Below are 17,914 nucleotides of genomic sequence, written 5' to 3'. Positions count from 1 at the left end.
AGGTCGTACGGCGGCAGGGTGCACACGGCGGGAGTGGTCGTACGGCGGCAGGGCGCACACGGCGGCAGTGGTCGTACGGCGGCAGGGTTCCTACGGCTTGACCGAGCGGTAGTAGTTCCGGGCGCCGTCGTGCAGGGGCAGGGGATCGGTGTAGATCGCCGTACGCAGGTCGACCAGTTGCGCGGAGTGGACGTGGGCGCCGATGCCGTCGCGGCTCTTGATCACCGTACGGGTGAGCCATTCGGTGAGGCGGGGGTCCATGTCCTTGCGGGTGATCAGCAGGTTGGAGACGGCGATCGTCGGCACCGTGTCGCCGTTCTGGACGGTGGGGTAGGCCGACTCCGGCATGTTCGTCGCGCGGTAGAACTGGGCCGCGTCGCCCTGCGCGTGCACCTTGGCGACGAGGTCGGCGTCGATCGGCACGAACCGGAAGGCGGAGGTCTCGGCGATGTCCTCCAGCCCGTCCGTCGGCACGCCGCTCGACCAGAAGAACGCGTCGAGCTCGCGCCCCAGCCGCTTGGGCCCGGTGTCGATGCCGTCCGAGCGGGGCGTGATGTCCTTCTCCGGGTCGATACCGGCGGCCTCGAGCACCCGCGTGGCGATCAGCCGCACACCGGAGTTGGGCAGCCCTATGGCCACCCGCTTGCCTTTGAGGTCCGCCACGGAGCGGATGTCCGAGTCCGGCGGGACGACGAGCTGTACGTAGTCGTCGTACAGACGTGCGACACCGCGCAGTCGGTCGGTGACGCGCTCATTGCCGATCTTGAACGTGTCCACCGCGTCGGCGGCGGCGATCGTGAAGTCGGCCTGCCCCGTCGCCACGCGCTCGACGTTCTCCTGTGACCCGTCGCTCGTCAGCAGCCGCACCTTCAGCTGTGGCATGTCCCTGGCCAGCTCGTTGCGCAGACGCGCACCGTACTCCTGATAGACCCCCGCCCGCGTGCCCGTACTGAAAGTGATGGTCCCGCTCGGTGGCTCCTCGCCCAGGGGCAGCAGCCACCACAGCAGCAACCCGAGGGCGACGAACCCGGCGGCCGCGCCCTCCAGGGCCCGGCGCCTGCTGATGCGGGAGAGTGCCTTGGACATGGCCGCGATCCTGCCAGCCGTCATGTGGTCCTGACCAGGGCAGGGGTCACAGGGCAGGGGGCACAGGGGAGTGGGAGGGTGGGGAGGGGCGGCGGCCGCCGGAGCCGGGCGCAGCCGTGAGGAGGACTGTCGGACCCGGTCGCTACAGTCGCCGTATGAGTTCGTCGCCCGCTGACCTGGTCCGTGCCTTCCACCTCGCCTTCGGGCTCGACGCCCGCAGTACACCGACCGAGGTCTCCCCGGAACTCGCCGCACACCGTGGCGAGCTGCTCGCCGAGGAGGCCGCGGAGGTCGCCGAGGTCTCCGTCACCGGCCCGCTCGACAGACTCGCGCACGAGCTGGCGGACGTCGTCTACGTCGCGTACGGCACGGCCCTGGTGCACGGCATTGACCTCGACGCCGTACTGGCCGAGATCCACCGCTCCAACATGACCAAGCTGGGCCCCGACGGCCAGGTCGCCCGACGGGCCGACGGCAAGGTGCTCAAGGGCGAGCACTACGAGGCGCCGGACGTGTCGGGCGTGCTGCGCCGCCAGGGGTGGGTAGCCGACGGGGCGTGACCGGCAGGGGGAGAGGGGGCTCGTTGGCGAGCCGGTCTCCTCGCCGGTGTCGGTCAGGGCAGGATGACCGTCTTGCCGCGGGAGCCGCCGGCGCGGGCGCGGGCCACAGCGGAGGGGGCGTCGGCCAGGGGGACCTCGGCGTCGATCGTGATCCGGAGCTTCCCGGCGTCGGCAAGGGCGGCGAGTGACTCCAGCTCTGCCCGGCTGGGGTCGTTGACGAGGTTGATGCCGTGGATCTCGCGGGCGGCCAGCGCGTCGGGATCGGCGGCCCGGTTGGTGCTGATGAGCCTGCCGCCGGGCCTGAGCAGTCCGGCCAGGGCGTCGATGTCGCCGCCGGGCTGGGTGACCAGGTCGAGGACGACGTCGATGCCGTCGGGATGGGCGGCCAGGACCTGCTCGGCGGTGGGTGCGGCGGCGAAGTCGATGATCCGGTCGGCGCCGAGTTCACGGAGGCGGCCCGCTATGTCGCCGGTGCCGGTGGCCAGCACGTGGGCCCCTTGGAGGGCGGCGAACTGGATCGCGGACTGGCCCACACCACCGGAGGCCCCGTTGATGAGGATCACGTGGCCGGTGTCGAGGCGGGCGGTCTCGATGGCCTGGTAGGCGGTGACACCGGCGGTGGGCAGCGCGGCCGCGACGGCGAACGGCAGGTCGTCCGGCATGCGGGCGATCGTGCCGTCCTCGGCGGCCAGCACGTACTCGGCGTAGGAGCCCCGGCCGTACGGGAGGTTCATGAACTGGCCGTAGACGGTGTCGCCGGGCCGGAAGCGGTTCACGCCGGGGCCGATGCGTTCGACCACGCCGGCGCCGTCCGAGCCCATGACGAGGGGAAAGTCGTGTGCGACCGTGTCCTTGAGGGCTCCGTCGGCGACCTTCCAGTCGAAGGGGTTGAGCGAGGCGGCGTGCAGACGGACCAGCAGCTCGCCGGGGCCCGGTTGCGGTACGGGCAGGTCGGTGACGAGCGGCTCGGCCCCGAAGTCGGTGATGATGACGGCCTTCATGGCGGTGCCTTTCTCCTGTCTCCTGGGCGTGTCGGCTGTCTCCTGGGCGTGTCGTCAGTTCGTCAGTCCTGAGCGGGTTCGTCCCATGTCACGGTCAGTCCGTTGCGCTGCCCGAAGCGTTCGAGGTGGCTGCCCACGACGTCCTGGATGGCGGAGAGCGTGGTCGCGTCGGGTGCGGTGACCCGGATGAGCAGGTGGTCGTCCAGGGCTTCGAGTACGACGTCGGTGTGCTGGAAAGTGAGGCGGTGCCCGCCCTCGGCTGTCTCTTCGACCGGGAGCTTCCGGCCGAAGTGTGAGGCGAGCTGCTTGGCGTAGCGCGGGGCGGCGTCGGTGGCGACGTGGGCGAGGGAAGAAGGCACGGGAGAACTCCGGGGATGGGCGCCGAGGGGTGCCGACGGGCTGGGTCAGCCGGCCAGCGCGGCGAGGCCGACCGGTTCGGGCAGGGCGATGGTGTGGTGGGTGTGCTGGGCCTTGGCGCGCAGGTAGCGGACGTTGCTACCGGTGGCGAAGACTCCGGTGGGCCGGACGAAGCGCACGGGGATGCCCAGGTCGCGCAACTGCCCCGCCTTGTCGGGGTTGTTGGTGAGCAGGTCCAGCTCGTCGATGCCGAGGGCGGTCAGCATCTGGGCGGCGGCGGTGTAGTCGCGGCCGTCCTCGGGCAGGCCGAGCGCGGTGTTGGCCTCGTAGGTGTCCAGGCCCGCGTCCTGCAGGGCGTAGGCGTCCAGCTTGTTGTAGAGGCCGATGCCGCGGCCCTCCTGGCGGAGGTAGAGCAGGACGCCGCCGGTGGTGGCGATGCGTTCCACGGCCTCGCGCAGCTGCGGACCGCAGTCGCAGCGTGCCGAGCCGAACACGTCCCCGGTCAGGCACTCGGAGTGCAGCCGCACCAGCGGTGCCGGCGCCGCCGTGGGATCACCGAGGACGAGTGCCACGTGCTCCTTGCCGTCGGCCAGGCCGTGGAATGTGACTGCCTCGGCGGTGACCGTGTAACCGTCGGCGAAGCGGAGCGGGATGGTCACACGGGTGCGGACCGAAGCGTCGGCGGGACGGGTGTGACCTGCGGAAGCGGCGACGTCCATGAGTGCTCCTTCGAGGGCTGAGCGAACCAGCGGGTTCAAATTTGAACCTCGATGCCTCGACGATAGCGTGAAGTTTCAAATTTTGAACAACCTCGCCGTGTTGCGCCGGTCACACCGCTGGTCCCGCAGGCCGCCGCACGCGGCCGCAGGTTCGAATTTGAACTGCCGCGATAACGTGGACGCATGGCCGCACCGCAGTGGTTGAACGAGGAAGAGCTGCGCGCCTGGTACGCCTTCGTGGCCGCCGGTGCGCTCATCAATCGCCGACTGGATCAACAGCTCAAGGAAGACGTGGGGATCACACACCTTCAGTACGAGATCCTCGTGCGCCTCAACGCGGCCCCGGACCGGGAGATGCGCATGAGCGCGCTCGCCGATGCGCTCCTCAACTCCAAGAGCGGTCTGACGTACCAGATCACCCAGCTGGAAAAGGCCGGGCTGGTGACCCGACGCTCCTGCCCCGGCGACCCGCGCGCGGTCTACGCCGTCCTCAGCGACGCGGGCAGGCGCATGCTGGAGCGGGCGGCCCCGGGCCATGTCGCACAGGTCCGCAAGCTGCTCATCGACGTCCTCACACCACAGCAGCTCGCGACCATCGCCGACGGCCTGACCGAGGTAACTCACCGCATACAGAACAGCGAAGCCGGCTCCGCGCGATAGCCCTCTCCTCCCGGTACCGCCACCGAACGCCGGGGCGGGCGGCTCCGGCGACCGCATACCCTTGTCCCATGAGCAGCAGCGACCGGAGCCAGGCAGTGGGCGTGAAGACATACGAGGTGCGCACCTACGGGTGCCAGATGAACGTCCACGATTCCGAGCGATTGTCCGGGCTGCTCGAAGACGCCGGTTACGTACGCGCCCCCGAGGGCTCGAACGGCGACGCGGACGTCGTCGTCTTCAACACCTGCGCGGTCCGCGAGAACGCCGACAACAAGCTGTACGGCAACCTCGGCCACCTCGCCCCGATGAAGACCAAGCGTCCCGGGATGCAGATCGCGGTCGGCGGCTGCCTCGCGCAGAAGGACCGCGACACCATCGTGAAGCGGGCGCCCTGGGTGGACGTCGTCTTCGGCACGCACAACATCGGCAAGCTGCCCGTCCTGCTGGAACGCGCGCGCGTGCAGGAGGAGGCACAGGTCGAGATCGCCGAGTCGCTGGAGGCGTTCCCGTCGACGCTGCCGACGCGCCGCGAGAGCGCCTACGCGGCCTGGGTGTCGATCTCCGTCGGCTGCAACAACACCTGCACCTTCTGCATCGTCCCGGCCCTGCGCGGCAAGGAGAAGGATCGCCGCACCGGCGACATCCTCGCCGAGATCGAGGCCCTGGTCGCCGAGGGCGTCAGCGAGATCACGCTGCTCGGCCAGAACGTCAACGCGTACGGCTCCGACATCGGCGACCGTGAGGCGTTCAGCAAGCTGCTGCGGGCCTGCGGGAGCATCGAGGGCCTGGAGCGCGTCCGCTTCACCTCCCCGCACCCGCGCGACTTCACCGACGACGTCATCGCCGCCATGGCCGAGACGCCGAATGTGATGCCGCAGCTGCACATGCCGCTCCAGTCCGGCTCGGACACGGTCCTGAAGGCGATGCGCCGCTCCTACCGCCAGGAGCGCTACCTGGGGATCATCGAGAAGGTCCGCGCCGCCATCCCGCACGCCGCGATCACGACCGACATCATCGTGGGCTTCCCCGGCGAGACCGAGGAGGACTTCGAGCAGACCCTGCACGTCGTCCGCGAGGCCCGCTTCGCCCAGGCCTTCACCTTCCAGTACTCCAAGCGGCCCGGCACGCCGGCGGCCACCATGGACAACCAGATCCCCAAGCAGGTCGTGCAGGCGCGCTACGAGCGTCTCGTCGCCCTCCAGGAGGAGATCTCCTGGGAGGAGAACAAGAAGCAGATCGGCCGCAAGCTGGAGCTGATGGTCGCCGAGGGCGAGGGCCGCAAGGACGGCACCACCCACCGCCTGTCCGGCCGCGCCCCCGACAACCGCCTGGTCCACTTCACCAAGCCGGAGCAGGAGGTCCGCCCCGGCGATGTGGTGACGGTCGAGATCACGTACGCCGCCCCGCACCACCTCCTCGCCGAGGGTGCCGTCCTCGACGTCCGCCGCACGCGCGCGGGCGACGCCTGGGAGAAGCGGAACGCCGCCGAGCAGCCCAAGCCGGCCGGTGTCCTGCTCGGCCTTCCCAAGGTGGGCGTGCCGGACCCGCTGCCGGTGGTCACCGGGGGCTGCGCCGTCGACTGACCGAACCGTGAGGGAGCGCAGGCATGGCTCATTGGGTGGTCGTCGAGGAGTTGCCGGACAGGTTCCGGCCGATCGCGCGTTTCGAAGGCACCCGTGAGGAGGCGCGGCGCAAGCTGTACGAGACGGCGTGCACGCACAAGTTCACCGAGGGGCTGCAACAGCGGCGTCGCGAGGTCTACCGCGTGGACGACGACACGTACTACGTGGAGGTCAAGGGCGGGCTGGGCACGTACCGCCTGCGGTACTCGCTCGCGGAGCGCGTGTGGAGTACGGACGCCCCATGACCCGCGGACGCCGTCCCGGGCCGTCCCGGGGCGCCGCAGTAGGCTGCCGATCATGCTTGTCGCCGCCGCCGTCTGCCCTTGCCCGCCGCTCCTCGTGCCCGAGCTCGCCGCGGGTGCCGCACCCGAGCTGGATGCCGCGCGGGCCGCGTGCACGGATGCGCTCGGCCTGCTCGCGGCCGCGCGGCCGGACCGGCTCGTGGTCGTAGGGCCCGCCGAGGAGGGCGGGCGCGGGGCGTACCCGCAAGGGGCGCGGGGTTCCTTCCGCGGCTTCGGTGTGGACATCGACGTACGGCTCGGCCGGGCCGAGGACCACGCGGCCGTCCCGGCACCGTCGGAACGCCTGCTTCCGGCTTCGCTGGCCGTCGCCGCGTGGCTGTTGCAGCGGACCGGGTGGGAGGGCGCCCCGATCGAGGGACTCGGTGTGGCGGAACCTCTGGAGGCCGAGCGGTGTATGGAAACCGGAAGGGACATCGCCGCCCGGGCCGAGCGGGTGGCCCTGCTGGTGATGGGCGACGCCAGCGCCTGCCGCACGCTCAAGGCTCCTGGCTACCTCGACGAGCGGGCGGCACCTTTCGACGCGTCCGTCGCGCGTGCACTCGGTAAGGCGGACGTGGCCGCCCTCAAGACGCTGGACACCGAGCTCGCGCGTGACCTGAAGGCCTCGGGCCGGGCCCCGTGGCAGGTCCTCGCGGGAGCCGCCGAGGAGGCGGACCTTTCGGGCGCCCTGCTGTACGAGGACGCGCCGTACGGGGTGGGGTACCTGGTCGCGACCTGGTCGTAGGGCACGCCGACCCCAAACGGCGACGGCCGGGGAGCCCTCGAGCTCCACGGCCGTCCGTCGATGTGCCGTTCAGGGGGTCGGCGGGGGTGCGTTCGGTGGCGGCGTGCTGGTGCCCGTCGCCGTGTCGTCGCCCTTGTGCGCGAGTCGGTCCACGGCGCCCTTGGCCTTGTCCGTGCCCGTGTGGATCTTGTCGCTGTACTTGCCCTTGGTCCTCTCGTCGACGACCTTCGCAGCCTTGTCGAGGCCGTGCTGGACCTTGTCCTCGTGCCGCTGCGCGAAGTCGGAGACCCTGTCCTTGGCCGGGGCGAGTTTGGCTTTCAAATTATCCATCAGACCCATGCTTCACCTTCCCGCGCGGGGCAGTTACGTGCGGGCGCCCTCGTCGGCCTCACGATCGGCCGCCTCGTCGGCGGACTGCTGCTTGGGGATCTCGACGCCCTCGTCGGTATCGGCCTCGACAGGCTCCGCCGCCGTCGACCGGGCCCCGTCCTCGGCCCCGTCCTCGGCCTGAACCTCGGCCGACCCCTTCGCCTCTGCCGCCTCCTCCGCCGCGGGTTCGGCCGTTGGTGTGTCGGCCTGCGCCTCGGCGGTTGACGCCTCCTCCGTAGCCTTTGACCTCCGGAGAAGTCGTGCGAAAACGCCCATATCCACTCCATACGTTACTCGTGCGGGCGAAATCCCGCGTCGTCCGGTGCGCCCGTTTGCGTCGCCCGGTCGCCGCCCCCGCGAAACCGGCGGCGAAAACCTCGCAACTGGCAACGACCCCGCGCGCGTGCCGTCACGTAACTCGTTCGAGGCCACCCCCTGAGGTTTGCGAGACTGGGTCGGTGAGCAGCGCATCCTCCACCCCCCGAGTCATCGCCGTCGTCGGACCGACCGCGGCCGGAAAGTCCGATCTGGGCGTGTTCCTGGCCCAGCGACTCGGCGGTGAGGTCGTCAACGCCGACTCCATGCAGCTCTACCGAGGGATGGACATCGGCACCGCCAAGCTGACGCCCGAGGAGCGCGCCGATGTTCCGCACCACCTGCTGGACATCTGGGACGTGACCGTCACGGCGTCCGTCGCCGAGTACCAGCGGCTGGCGCGCGAGCGGATCGACGCCCTGCTGGCCGAGGGGCGCTGGCCGATCCTGGTCGGCGGCTCGGGGCTGTACGTCCGTGGGGCCGTCGACAACCTGGAGTTCCCCGGCACCGACCCCGAGGTCAGGGCGCGGCTGGAGGAGGAGCTCGCGCTGCGCGGCTCCGGCGCGCTGCACGCCCGCCTGGCCGCCGCCGACCCCGAGGCCGCGCAGGCGATCCTGCCCAGCAACGGGCGCCGCATCGTCCGGGCCCTCGAGGTGATCGAAATCACCGGCCAACCCTTCACCGCCAACCTCCCCGGCCACGACTCGGTCTACGACACGGTCCAGATCGGCGTCGACGTGGGACGCCCCGAGCTCGACGAGCGCATCGCGCGCCGGGTCGACCGGATGTGGGAGGCCGGCCTCGTGGAGGAGGTCCGCGCGCTGGAAGCGCAAGGGTTGCGCGAGGGGCGTACGGCCTCGCGTGCACTCGGCTACCAGCAGGTACTCGCGGCGCTCGCCGGGGAGTGCACCCTCGAAGAGGCGCGCGCCGAGACCGTACGTGCCACCAAGCGCTTCGCGCGCCGCCAGGATTCATGGTTCAGGCGCGACCCACGGGTGCACTGGCTGAGTGGGGCTGCGGCGGATCTCACAGAACTTCCGCATCTCGCGCTGGCGTTGGTCGAACGACCGGTTACAGCCTGATCACGTGATGGCATCGGGACGCTCCGGCCGCCGTCCGGGCCTCCGGCGCCATGCCATCATCGAGCTTCGATCGACCAAGTGGAGTCCGAGTTGGGAGGGCGCGTGGCGATGGAGGCCGGCCCTCGCGACACCGCACAAAGCACCGAGAACGTCACCACCGACAGGGGCGACCCGGAGCAGGACGGCGACCGTCTGAGCCCCGACGGTCCCGACGAAGCGGAAGGTGGCGTCACCGACGACGGCCCCGAGCCCGAGGAGATGTACGCAAGCGGCCCGGAGGTCGAGGTCGAGCTGCGCCCGCAGCGCCGACTGCGCATCTGGCAGCTCGCGCCCATCGTGTCCCTCGCCGCGGTCGGCTCCCTGATGTTCGCGTTCCCGCTGGCCTTCGACTTCGGCGACAGCGGAGCCGTGATCGCCATGCTGGGCCTGCTGATCTGCTCCTGCGCGGCCGGCTGGGGCATGATGGCCGCCCGCCGGGTCGGCTACACCTGGCCGGGCCTGCCCCCGCGGGGCGCCGGACGCAGGCCGGACTGGCGGGTCGTCGGGGCCTACGTCCTGCTCGTGGCCGCGGTGGTCGTGCTCGCCGTGTGGCGCGTGGCCCGGCTGCGCTGACCTTCACGCGCGCGTGGCTCGGCGTACGACCACACGCGCGCGTGGGCCGACCAAGGATCCCGCGGCCCCGCCCACGCATGGCTTGTCGTACCGACCCCTTACGATCGAGGAATGAGCACGCGGATCGCCTTCCTCAAGGGGCACGGCACCGAGAACGACTTCGTGATCGTCCCGGACCCCGAGAACGCCATCGACCTGCCCCCGGCCGCCGTCGCCGCGCTGTGCGACCGCCGCGCGGGCATCGGCGGTGACGGACTGCTGCATGTGGTGCGGTCCGCGGCGCACCCCGAGGCCCAGGACATGGCGGCCGAGGCCGAGTGGTTCATGGACTACCGCAACGGCGACGGCTCGATCGCGGAGATGTGCGGCAACGGCGTGCGCGTGTTCGCGCGCTACCTCCAGCGCGCCGGACACGTCGCCGAGGGCGACCTCGCCATCGCCACGCGCGGGGGCGTGAAGACGGTGCACATCGCCAAGGACGGTGACGTCACGGTCGGCATGGGCAAGGCGCGGCTCCCCGAAGGGGACGTCACGGTCAGCGTCGGCGAGCGCAGCTGGCCCGCACGCAACGTGAACATGGGCAACCCGCACGCCGTCGCCTTCGTGGACGACCTCGCGCACGCCGGTGACCTGTACTCTCCGCCGCCGTTCAGCCCTGCCGCCGCCTACCCGGACGGCGTCAACGTCGAGTTCGTGGTCGACCGCGGGCCCGGGCATGTCGCCCTGCGCGTGCACGAGCGCGGTGCCGGCGAGACCCGTTCGTGCGGCACGGGCGCGTGTGCCGTCGCCGTGGCGGCCGCGCGGCGGGACGGCGCCGACCCGGTGGTCACCGGTACCCCCGCGACGTACACCGTCGATGTGCCGGGCGGCACCCTGGTGATCACCGAGCGGCCGGACGGCGAGATCGAGATGACCGGCCCCGCGGTGATCGTCGCCGAGGGTGAGATCGACGCGGACTGGCTGGAAAACGCGGCCCGTTGAGAGGGAGGGGCGGCTTGGTATCCCAGCCTCGACCGCTCCGGTGCCTGTCACCGGCCTCTTCCGGGGTGACGGGCACGTTCGAAATCATGGCCGGTCGTCTGCCAGGTGGCGGAAAATCGTAAACCTGTGAACCCTCGCTCGAATGGGTGATCCGTTTCACGCTCGGCGAGAGGCGGTCAGCCGCACGTGATGGGCTCGGTAGCATCAAGCACCGGCCCGGACGGGGGAGATGTCGCCATCCCCTGAGCCGTGTCCGCCATGGGGCACCCCGTCCGCCGGTCCACGCAGCCGGAGGTGCCCATGAGTGCGGAGGCAACGAACCCCGCGACGCCAGGCCCGGTAGCAGGCCCTGTGACGCCCGCGGTGTCCCGCAGGAAGGCCCGCGCCCGGATCGATCTGCGACGCCTCGGCCGGGCCGCGCTGCTCGGCCCCGCCGCACGCGGCCGGCTGCCCGACGCCATCAGCCATGTCGTCGACGCCCACCGCGCTCACCATCCCGATGCCGACCTCGAACCGCTGCGCCGCGCTTATGTGCTGGCCGAGTCCTCGCACCGCGGTCAGATGCGCAAGAGCGGCGAGCCGTACATCACGCACCCGCTCGCGGTGACCCTGATCCTCGCCGAACTGGGCGCCGAGACCACGACCTTGACGGCCTCTCTGCTCCACGACACGGTCGAGGACACCGATGTGACGCTTGATCAGGTGGGTGAGCAGTTCGGCGCGGAAGTCCGCTTCCTCGTCGACGGCGTGACGAAGCTGGAGAAAGTCGACTACGGCGCCGCCGCCGAGCCGGAGACCTTCCGCAAGATGCTCGTCGCCACCGGCAACGACGTCCGGGTGATGTCGATCAAACTCGCCGACCGGCTGCACAACATGCGCACCCTCGGTGTGATGCGCCCCGAGAAACAGGCCCGCATCGCCAAGGTGACCCGCGACGTCCTCATCCCGCTGGCCGAACGGCTCGGCGTCCAGGCGCTCAAGACCGAACTGGAAGACCTGGTCTTCGCGATCCTGCACCCGGACGAGTACGAGCACACCCGGGAGTTGATCGTCGAAAACGCCTCCCGCGCCGACGACCCGCTCGCCGAGACGGCCGTCGCGGTGCGCAAGGTCCTGCGCGAAGCCGGCATCCAGGCCGAAGTCCTCATCCGGCCCCGGCACTTCGTCTCGGTGCACCGGGTGTCCCGCAAGCGCGGCAGGCTGCGCGGCGCCGACTTCGGACGGCTGCTGGTGCTGGTGAACGAGGACGCGGACTGTTACGGCGTCCTCGGCGAACTGCACACCTGTATGACGCCCGTCGTCTCGGAGTTCAAGGACTTCATCGCCGTCCCCAAGTTCAACCTGTACCAGTCGCTGCACACCGCCGTCGCCCGCGAGGACGGCCAGGTCACCGAAGTCCTCATCCGCACCCACCAGATGCACAAGGTCGCCGAGGCCGGTGTCGTCGCGCTCGGCAATCCCTACGCTCCTCCTTCGGAGGAGCAGGTCGCCTCCAGTGACGGTGAGCGCGCCGACCCCACGCGTCCCGGCTGGCTGTCCCGGCTCCTCGACTGGCAGGAGGCCGCCCCCGACCCGGACACCTTCTGGTCGACGCTCCGCGAGGACCTCGCCCAGGACCGCGAGATCACCGTCTTCCGGCCCGACGGCGGCACCCTGGGCCTGCCCGAGGGCGCGACCTGTGTGGACGCCGCCTACGCGCAGTACGGCGAGGACGCGCACGCGTGCATCGGCGCCCGGGTCAACGGCCGCCTGGCGACGCTCAGCACGGTGCTGCGGGACGGTGACACCGTCCAGCTCCTCATGGGCCAGGACCCGGCTTCGGAGCCCTCCAGGGAGTGGCTGGAGCACGCCCATACGCCCGCCGCCCGGATCGCCATCCAGCGGTGGCTGGCCGCGCATCCCACGCAGGGCGATGCCGCCGGGGCGGAGGAGACCCGGGTGCTCTTCCGGCCCACGGCGGACGGATCGGCGGGCCAGGAGGCCGGCACGGAGGGGCAGGCCGTCCGCCCTGCCGTCGAGGGGCCGGCCGGCCGCTCCGCCACCGCCGACGTCCTCGTCGACCGGCCGGGCGCGACCGTACGCCTCGCCGGCTGCTGCACCCCCGTACCGCCCGACGAGGTCACCGGATTCTCCGTGCGCGGGGGAGTGGTGACCGTCCACCGCGTCGAGTGCGCCGCCGTGAGCCGTATGAAGGGCGCGGGGCGCGCGGAGGTCGACGTGCGTTGGGGTGACACCACCGAGTGCCGGGTCACCCTGGTCGCCGAATCGTTCGTCCGCCCCCACCTGCTGGCCGACCTCACGGAAGCGATGGCCCTGGAGGGCGCCGAAATCGTCTCGGCGACGGTCGAGCCACCGAGCCAGCAGCGCGTACGCCACACCTACACCGTCCAGCTCCCGGACGCGGCGCTGCTCCCGGGGCTCATGCGGGCGATGCGCAATGTGGCGGGCGTGTATGACGTGAGCAGGGCGCAGCCACAGACGCAGGGGGCGTGAGGCGGCGCGGGAGCGCGAGGGGCACTGCTGTGCGAGCCCCCACACCCACGCCTTCCAGCACGACTGCACCCACCCGACACCCCCGTTCGAGTGTGCCGGTCGCGCGTCGCCGCCGTCCCGCACGCGCGCGCTGATAGCCGTGGTGCATGCTGCTCACCCCCCGCACCGAGGCCCAGCGACCGGTCCCTGGCGCTCCTCGCCCCCGTCCCCGAACCCGTCGGCGTCTCAAGGCCCCCGCGCTGTTCGCCCTCGCCCTCTCCTCCTGCCTGCTCGCCGCGAGCGCCCCTGCCGAACCCCTGGGTGTCGGCGACCGACTCTTCCCGCACCTGGGCAACCCCGGTTACGACGTGGCGTCGTACGACCTCTCGTTCACCTATCCCGGCACCAACACCAAGCCCCTCAAGGCCGTCACCACGATCAACGCCTGGGCGACCACGGATCTGGAACGCTTCAATCTGGACTTCGCCCACGGCAAGGTCGAGTCCGTCCAGGTCGACGGGGAGCCCGCGTCGTTCAGCAGTGCCGGTGAGGACCTCGTGGTCACGCCCGAGGAGGCGTTGCCCGAGGGCAGCTGGATGCAGGTCACCGTGCGGCACACCAGCAACCCCAAGTACGGCAAGAGCCGGGACGGCGGCTGGGTGCGGACGGCCGACGGCCTCGCCATGGCCAACCAGGCCGACGCCGCCCACGTCGTGTTCCCGTGCAACGACCACCCCTCCGACAAGGCGATGTTCACCATCCGGGTCACCGCGCCCAACGGCTACACCGCCGTCGCCAACGGTCTGCGGACCGACGTGGACCGCGCGGGCAGGACGACGACCTGGACGTATCGCACGCGCCACCCCATGGCCACCGAGCTCGCCCAGGTGTCCATCGGCCGTTCCACGGTGCTGCACCGCACCGGCCCGCACGGACTGCCCGTACGGGACGTCGTACCCACCAAGGACCGCGAGCGACTCGAACCGTGGCTGAAGAAGACCCCCGGCCAGATCGCCTGGATGGAGCGGAAGGTCGGGCGGTATCCCTTCGAGACGTACGGCCTGCTCATGGCCGAGGCCGCCACCGGCTTCGAACTCGAGACCCAGACGCTCTCCCTCTTCGAGAAGGAGCTCTTCACCGAGTCGGCCTACCCGAAGTGGTACATCGAGTCGATCATGGTGCATGAGCTGGCGCACCAGTGGTTCGGCGACAGCGTCAGCCCGCGCACCTGGTCCGACCTGTGGCTCAGCGAGGGGCACGCCACCTGGTACGAGGCCCTGTACGCGGCGGAGAAGACCGGCCGGCCGCTGGAGGCACGGATGAAGGCCGCGTACGCCGCCTCCGACCGCTGGCGGGCGGCCGGCGGACCTCCGGCCGCCCCCAAGGCCGGCACTCCCGGCAAGAAGAACGGCATCTTCCGGCCGAACGTCTATGACGGCGCGGCACTGGTCCTGTACGCCCTCCGCCAGGAGATCGGCGCCTCGGCCTTCGATCGTCTCGAACGCGCCTGGGTGAGCCGCCACCAGGACGGTTCCGCCACGACGGCGGACTTCGTCGCGCTCGCGGAGGAGATCTCCGGACGCCAACTCGACGGGTTCCTGCATGCCTGGCTGTACGGGGAGAAGACCCCGCCGATGCCCGGTCAGCCGGAGTGGAAGTCCGTGGACCCCGACAAGGCGCCCGCGAAGAAGAGCACCGCGAAGACCGCGGCGAAGAAGCTCACCGCGAAGAAGCTCACCGCGAAGAAGGCCACTGCCAAGAAGCCGAGCCTCAAGAAGGCGACCGGCAACGAGGCGATCGTCAACAAGGCGGTCGTCAACGAGGTGATCGTCAACAAGGCGATCGCGAAATAAGGCAGTGACGAGACGGCCCGTGCCGTGCGACCATTTTCGGGTCGGCGCGGCACGGGTCGCGGGAATCTCCCGGGGCACTCGTGCGTTGTGAGCAGTGAAGGCGCCGCAATCGGATTCCCCATCGACGTAAGGACCCAATGACCTCCTCTTCTTCCTTTTCCCAGGACACGCAGCGCTTCGCGCACACCTATCCCGAAGGTCTTCGGGCCGATGCCCTGATGGAAGAGGACGTCGCCTGGAGCCACGAGATCGACGGAGAGCGGGACGGCGACCAGTTCGACCGCTCCGAGCGCGCGGCTCTGCGCCGCGTGGCGGGCCTCTCCACCGAGCTCGAGGACGTCACCGAGGTCGAGTACCGCCAGCTCCGTCTGGAGCGGGTCGTGCTCGTCGGTGTCTGGACCACGGGGACCGTGCAGGACTCGGAGAACTCCCTCGCGGAGCTCGCCGCCCTCGCGGAGACCGCGGGCGCGCTCGTGCTCGACGGCGTGATCCAGCGCCGCGACAAGCCCGACGCGGCCACCTACATCGGCTCCGGCAAGGCCGAGGAGCTGCGGGACATCGTGCTCGAAACGGGCGCCGACACTGTCATCTGCGACGGTGAGCTCAGCCCGGGCCAGCTCATCCACCTCGAAGACGTCGTCAAGGTCAAGGTCATCGACCGTACGGCCCTGATCCTCGACATCTTCGCCCAGCACGCCAAGTCCCGAGAGGGCAAGGCGCAGGTCGCGCTCGCGCAGATGCAGTACATGCTGCCGAGGCTGCGCGGCTGGGGTCAGTCGCTGTCCCGGCAGATGGGCGGCGGCAAGGGCGGCGGCCTCGCCACCCGTGGTCCCGGTGAGACCAAGATCGAGACGGACCGGCGACGGATCCGCGAGAAGATGGCGAAGATGCGCCGGGAGATCGCGGAGATGAAGACCGGCCGCGAGATCAAGCGCCAGGAGCGCAAGCGCCACAAGGTGCCGTCGGTCGCCATCGCGGGCTACACCAACGCCGGCAAGTCCTCCCTGCTCAACCGCCTCACCGGCGCGGGCGTGCTGGTCGAGAACGCCCTGTTCGCGACCCTCGACCCGACCGTACGCCGGGCCGAGACCCCGGGCGGACGGCTGTACACGCTGGCCGACACCGTCGGCTTCGTACGACACCTGCCGCACCACCTGGTCGAGGCGTTCCGCTCCACCATGGAGGAGGTCGGCGAGTCCGACCTGATCCTGCACGTGGTGGACGGCTCGCACCCGAACCCGGAGGAGCAGCTGGCCGCCGTGCGCGAGGTGATCAGGGATGTCGGCGCGACCGACGTACCGGAGATCGTCGTGATCAACAAGGCGGACGCGGCCGACCCGCTGACGCTGCAGCGGCTCATGCGGATCGAGAAGCGTTCCATCGCCGTGTCGGCCCGCACCGGCAAGGGCATCGACGAGCTGCTCGCGCTGATCGACGACGAGCTGCCCCGCCCGTCCGTCGCGATCGAGGCGCTCGTGCCGTACACCCACGGCAAGCTGGTCGCCCGGGCCCACACCGAGGGCGAGGTGATCTCCGAGGAGCACACCCCGGAGGGCACGCTGCTCAAGGCGCTGGTGCACGAGGAGCTGGCGGCGGATCTCACGCCGTACGTTCCGGCGGCGACCTCCTGAGCTGTCGTAGGCCGGCCGCCTGAGCCGTCGTTCGTGACGGAAACGGCGGCCCGAGTTGCCGTAGAAACGCCGAAGGCCCGCCCCCTCTCGCAGGTGGGCGGGCCTTCCGTATGGGTCAGTGGGCGTGGTCAGCGGCCGCCGTATGTCTTGCTCATGTGCTGGTACACCGACTCGGCGCCCGCGCCCAGCTGTGGGCCCGCGAGCCAGGTGTTGTCCTGCGGGCCGATCGACGTGTTCGAGACGAGCGTGCTCTCGCCGTTCACCACGCGGAACCAGCCGCCGCCCGACGAACCGCCGGTCATGGTGCAGCCGATGCGGTACATCGTCGGCAGGGCGGGGCTCAGCGACAAGCGGCCCGGACGGTCGAGGCACTTGAACATCTGCAGGCCGCTGTACGGCGGTGCCGCCGGGTAGCCCCAGGCGCCCATCGTGGCGACCTCGCTCGCGGACGGAGCGGAGAAGTCGACGTCGAGGGCGCCGGTGGTCTCCTCCAGGGACTTCGCGCCGGCCTCCGGCTTCACATGCAGCACGGCGTAGTCGTACGCGGCACCCGCGCCGCCCGTGTCCGAGCCGCCCTGGATCCACTCGTTCGACGTCGAGGCCCAGTCGGCCCACCAGTTGCCGTAGGGAGCGATCTCGGTGTCCGTCGCGTTGCGCAGCTGCGCCTCGGACTTGCCGAGGTCGTTGTAGGCCGGGACGAAGACGAGGTTGCGGTACCAGCCGCCGCTCTTGCCGGCGTGCACACAGTGTCCGGCCGTCCAGACGAGGTTGGACTTGCCGGGGTGGTTGACGTCCTTGACGACCGTGCCGGAGCAGACGGCCGGGCCGTCCGGGGTGTCGAAGAAGACCTTGCCGACGGGTGCCGCGTTCTCGTGGTACGGCGTCTTCTCGGCCGTGGCCTGCACGGGCGCCGGCTCGGGGTCGCTCACGCCCTGGTCGGCCGAAGCGTCCTGCGTGGTGACCGTCTTGTTGGCCTCCTTCGCGGACTGCATCCGGTCAGGCTTCCACAGGCCCTCGATCACCGGGTTGACGAAGTCCTTGGCCTCGCTGAGCCACTTGTCCTTGTCCCAGTTCTTCCAGGCCCCGCCCTTCCATTTGTCGAGGTCGATCCCGCGTTCCTTGAGCTTGTCCGCGAGCTCGGCCGGGATCTGGATCTTGCCGTCACCGGCGGAGTCGGCGGCTTGCGAGGCGGCCGCCTCGGCCTGGTCGCTCGCCGAGTCCGCGGTCGAGCCGGCACAGGCGGTCGCGCTCAGCGCCAGCGCGGCGACGAGCCCGGTGGTGGCGAGGGCGGAGCGCCGCCCGCGGCGTGGCGCTGCGGGCGTAGGTGTGGAACGCATGGTGTGCGGTGACCCCCGTTGAAGCGTGGTACTGCCGTGGCGCCTTGATGGCGGGCGCGTGTCGCGGAAGGGCCGTGCGCTCATGGGCGCGAACCCCTCGGACTCGACACCCCACTATGCCCGGGGAGTTGAGGTCGAACGGCGGTGGGGCGGTGAAGGTTTCTCCCCACCGCCCCACCGCCCTGACGCAGTCGGTGCCTACGCTGCCGTCACCGACCGGCGTCCGGCGAA

The 17,914-nt window shown here is 70.7% G+C and carries 18 protein-coding genes; 11 read left to right on the top strand and 7 right to left on the bottom strand.

Translation table 11 applies throughout. The annotated features are described in order from the left end of the window. Nucleotides 1–90: 90 nt before the first annotated feature. Nucleotides 91–1,086 carry a TAXI family TRAP transporter solute-binding subunit gene (locus ACTMVF_RS30065; protein ID WP_441274232.1) on the bottom strand — a complete coding sequence of 332 codons (996 nt, stop codon included), beginning with the start codon at nucleotides 1,084–1,086 and terminating at the stop codon, nucleotides 91–93. A 155-nt stretch (nucleotides 1,087–1,241) separates the two neighbouring features. Between ACTMVF_RS30065 and ACTMVF_RS30060 the strand changes: the two genes are divergently transcribed. Next, entirely contained in the window at nucleotides 1,242–1,646 is a 405-nt protein-coding gene (locus ACTMVF_RS30060; protein ID WP_441274231.1) for a MazG nucleotide pyrophosphohydrolase domain-containing protein, read from the top strand. A gap of 53 nt (nucleotides 1,647–1,699) precedes the next feature. On the opposite strand, the gene ACTMVF_RS30055 is transcribed toward ACTMVF_RS30060, so the two are convergent. The 3 genes from ACTMVF_RS30055 to ACTMVF_RS30045 form a co-directional block, all read right to left on the bottom strand. Next, entirely contained in the window at nucleotides 1,700–2,647 is a 948-nt protein-coding gene (locus ACTMVF_RS30055) for an NADP-dependent oxidoreductase (RefSeq protein ID WP_441274230.1), read from the bottom strand. Nucleotides 2,648–2,709: 62 nt separating this feature from the next. Then, the gene (locus ACTMVF_RS30050; RefSeq protein ID WP_441274229.1) at nucleotides 2,710–3,006 is read right to left on the bottom strand and encodes a DUF2218 domain-containing protein; all 297 of its coding nucleotides are present in this window, start codon (nucleotides 3,004–3,006) and stop codon (nucleotides 2,710–2,712) included. A 45-nt stretch (nucleotides 3,007–3,051) separates the two neighbouring features. Further along, the gene (locus ACTMVF_RS30045) at nucleotides 3,052–3,723 is read right to left on the bottom strand and encodes a GTP cyclohydrolase II (RefSeq protein WP_441274228.1); all 672 of its coding nucleotides are present in this window, start codon (nucleotides 3,721–3,723) and stop codon (nucleotides 3,052–3,054) included. Nucleotides 3,724–3,906: 183 nt separating this feature from the next. Here ACTMVF_RS30045 and ACTMVF_RS30040 point away from each other — a divergent pair, with 183 nt between their 5' ends. From ACTMVF_RS30040 to ACTMVF_RS30025, 4 genes are all read left to right on the top strand, one after another. Continuing rightward, nucleotides 3,907–4,383: a MarR family winged helix-turn-helix transcriptional regulator gene (locus ACTMVF_RS30040; protein WP_441274227.1), complete on the top strand. Its 477-nt coding sequence runs from the start codon at nucleotides 3,907–3,909 to the stop codon at nucleotides 4,381–4,383. Nucleotides 4,384–4,451: 68 nt separating this feature from the next. Next, nucleotides 4,452–5,966 carry a tRNA (N6-isopentenyl adenosine(37)-C2)-methylthiotransferase MiaB gene (gene miaB / locus ACTMVF_RS30035; RefSeq protein ID WP_441274226.1) on the top strand — a complete coding sequence of 505 codons (1,515 nt, stop codon included), beginning with the start codon at nucleotides 4,452–4,454 and terminating at the stop codon, nucleotides 5,964–5,966. 23 nt (nucleotides 5,967–5,989) lie between these two features. Beyond that, on the top strand, nucleotides 5,990–6,250 hold the full coding sequence (locus ACTMVF_RS30030) for a hypothetical protein (RefSeq protein ID WP_441274225.1): 261 nt from the start codon (nucleotides 5,990–5,992) through the stop codon (nucleotides 6,248–6,250). 52 nt (nucleotides 6,251–6,302) lie between these two features. After that, nucleotides 6,303–7,031: a class III extradiol dioxygenase subunit B-like domain-containing protein gene (locus tag ACTMVF_RS30025; RefSeq protein WP_441274224.1), complete on the top strand. Its 729-nt coding sequence runs from the start codon at nucleotides 6,303–6,305 to the stop codon at nucleotides 7,029–7,031. Nucleotides 7,032–7,100: 69 nt separating this feature from the next. On the opposite strand, the gene ACTMVF_RS30020 is transcribed toward ACTMVF_RS30025, so the two are convergent. Next, on the bottom strand, nucleotides 7,101–7,370 hold the full coding sequence (locus tag ACTMVF_RS30020; protein ID WP_441274223.1) for an antitoxin: 270 nt from the start codon (nucleotides 7,368–7,370) through the stop codon (nucleotides 7,101–7,103). 24 nt (nucleotides 7,371–7,394) lie between these two features. Beyond that, a complete protein-coding gene (locus ACTMVF_RS30015) occupies nucleotides 7,395–7,676 on the bottom strand; it encodes a hypothetical protein (RefSeq protein WP_441274222.1) in 282 nt (93 codons plus the stop codon). 182 nt (nucleotides 7,677–7,858) lie between these two features. On the opposite strand from ACTMVF_RS30015, the gene miaA reads away from it, so the two are divergent. The 6 genes from miaA (at nucleotide 7,859) to hflX (ending at nucleotide 16,346) form a co-directional block, all read left to right on the top strand. Continuing rightward, nucleotides 7,859–8,797 carry a tRNA (adenosine(37)-N6)-dimethylallyltransferase MiaA gene (miaA, locus tag ACTMVF_RS30010; protein ID WP_441274221.1) on the top strand — a complete coding sequence of 313 codons (939 nt, stop codon included), beginning with the start codon at nucleotides 7,859–7,861 and terminating at the stop codon, nucleotides 8,795–8,797. A 108-nt stretch (nucleotides 8,798–8,905) separates the two neighbouring features. Further along, nucleotides 8,906–9,409 (top strand): hypothetical protein, encoded by a 504-nt coding sequence (locus ACTMVF_RS30005; RefSeq protein WP_441274268.1) that lies wholly within the window; start codon nucleotides 8,906–8,908, stop codon nucleotides 9,407–9,409. A gap of 111 nt (nucleotides 9,410–9,520) precedes the next feature. Continuing rightward, nucleotides 9,521–10,390 (top strand): diaminopimelate epimerase, encoded by an 870-nt coding sequence (gene dapF, locus ACTMVF_RS30000; protein WP_441274220.1) that lies wholly within the window; start codon nucleotides 9,521–9,523, stop codon nucleotides 10,388–10,390. 300 nt (nucleotides 10,391–10,690) lie between these two features. Further along, nucleotides 10,691–12,883, top strand: a complete 2,193-nt coding sequence (locus ACTMVF_RS29995) for a RelA/SpoT family protein (protein WP_441274219.1) — start codon at nucleotides 10,691–10,693, stop codon at nucleotides 12,881–12,883. A gap of 146 nt (nucleotides 12,884–13,029) precedes the next feature. Beyond that, nucleotides 13,030–14,715: a M1 family aminopeptidase gene (locus tag ACTMVF_RS29990; RefSeq protein WP_441274218.1), complete on the top strand. Its 1,686-nt coding sequence runs from the start codon at nucleotides 13,030–13,032 to the stop codon at nucleotides 14,713–14,715. Nucleotides 14,716–14,852: 137 nt separating this feature from the next. After that, nucleotides 14,853–16,346, top strand: a complete 1,494-nt coding sequence (hflX, locus tag ACTMVF_RS29985; RefSeq protein ID WP_441274217.1) for a GTPase HflX — start codon at nucleotides 14,853–14,855, stop codon at nucleotides 16,344–16,346. A 128-nt stretch (nucleotides 16,347–16,474) separates the two neighbouring features. Here hflX and ACTMVF_RS29980 read toward each other — a convergent pair whose 3' ends face one another. After that, nucleotides 16,475–17,683 carry a trypsin-like serine peptidase gene (locus ACTMVF_RS29980; protein WP_441274216.1) on the bottom strand — a complete coding sequence of 403 codons (1,209 nt, stop codon included), beginning with the start codon at nucleotides 17,681–17,683 and terminating at the stop codon, nucleotides 16,475–16,477. Between the last annotated feature and the right edge of the window lie 231 nt (nucleotides 17,684–17,914).

The organism is Streptomyces sp. SD31 (assembly GCF_052068475.1).
Taxonomy (GTDB): Bacteria; Actinomycetota; Actinomycetes; order Streptomycetales; family Streptomycetaceae; genus Streptomyces.
Note: the sequence above shows the minus strand (reverse complement) of the source record. Positions and strands in the feature narration are given on the sequence as shown.

What these genes read in the sequence shown, in the direction of transcription:
- ACTMVF_RS30065 (WP_441274232.1), bottom strand. Translation starts at nt 1,086, where the DNA reads ATGTCCAAGGCACTCTCCCGCATCAGCAGGCGCCGGGCCCTGGAGGGC.
- ACTMVF_RS30060 (WP_441274231.1), top strand. Translation starts at nt 1,242, where the DNA reads ATGAGTTCGTCGCCCGCTGACCTGGTCCGTGCCTTCCACCTCGCCTTC.
- ACTMVF_RS30055 (WP_441274230.1), bottom strand. Translation starts at nt 2,647, where the DNA reads ATGAAGGCCGTCATCATCACCGACTTCGGGGCCGAGCCGCTCGTCACC.
- ACTMVF_RS30045 (WP_441274228.1), bottom strand. Translation starts at nt 3,723, where the DNA reads ATGGACGTCGCCGCTTCCGCAGGTCACACCCGTCCCGCCGACGCTTCG.
- ACTMVF_RS30040 (WP_441274227.1), top strand. Translation starts at nt 3,907, where the DNA reads ATGGCCGCACCGCAGTGGTTGAACGAGGAAGAGCTGCGCGCCTGGTAC.
- miaB (WP_441274226.1), top strand. Translation starts at nt 4,452, where the DNA reads ATGAGCAGCAGCGACCGGAGCCAGGCAGTGGGCGTGAAGACATACGAG.
- ACTMVF_RS30030 (WP_441274225.1), top strand. Translation starts at nt 5,990, where the DNA reads ATGGCTCATTGGGTGGTCGTCGAGGAGTTGCCGGACAGGTTCCGGCCG.
- ACTMVF_RS30025 (WP_441274224.1), top strand. Translation starts at nt 6,303, where the DNA reads ATGCTTGTCGCCGCCGCCGTCTGCCCTTGCCCGCCGCTCCTCGTGCCC.
- ACTMVF_RS30020 (WP_441274223.1), bottom strand. Translation starts at nt 7,370, where the DNA reads ATGGGTCTGATGGATAATTTGAAAGCCAAACTCGCCCCGGCCAAGGAC.
- ACTMVF_RS30015 (WP_441274222.1), bottom strand. Translation starts at nt 7,676, where the DNA reads ATGGGCGTTTTCGCACGACTTCTCCGGAGGTCAAAGGCTACGGAGGAG.
- ACTMVF_RS30005 (WP_441274268.1), top strand. Translation starts at nt 8,906, where the DNA reads ATGGAGGCCGGCCCTCGCGACACCGCACAAAGCACCGAGAACGTCACC.
- dapF (WP_441274220.1), top strand. Translation starts at nt 9,521, where the DNA reads ATGAGCACGCGGATCGCCTTCCTCAAGGGGCACGGCACCGAGAACGAC.
- ACTMVF_RS29995 (WP_441274219.1), top strand. Translation starts at nt 10,691, where the DNA reads ATGAGTGCGGAGGCAACGAACCCCGCGACGCCAGGCCCGGTAGCAGGC.
- ACTMVF_RS29990 (WP_441274218.1), top strand. Translation starts at nt 13,030, where the DNA reads ATGCTGCTCACCCCCCGCACCGAGGCCCAGCGACCGGTCCCTGGCGCT.
- hflX (WP_441274217.1), top strand. Translation starts at nt 14,853, where the DNA reads ATGACCTCCTCTTCTTCCTTTTCCCAGGACACGCAGCGCTTCGCGCAC.
- ACTMVF_RS29980 (WP_441274216.1), bottom strand. Translation starts at nt 17,683, where the DNA reads ATGCGTTCCACACCTACGCCCGCAGCGCCACGCCGCGGGCGGCGCTCC.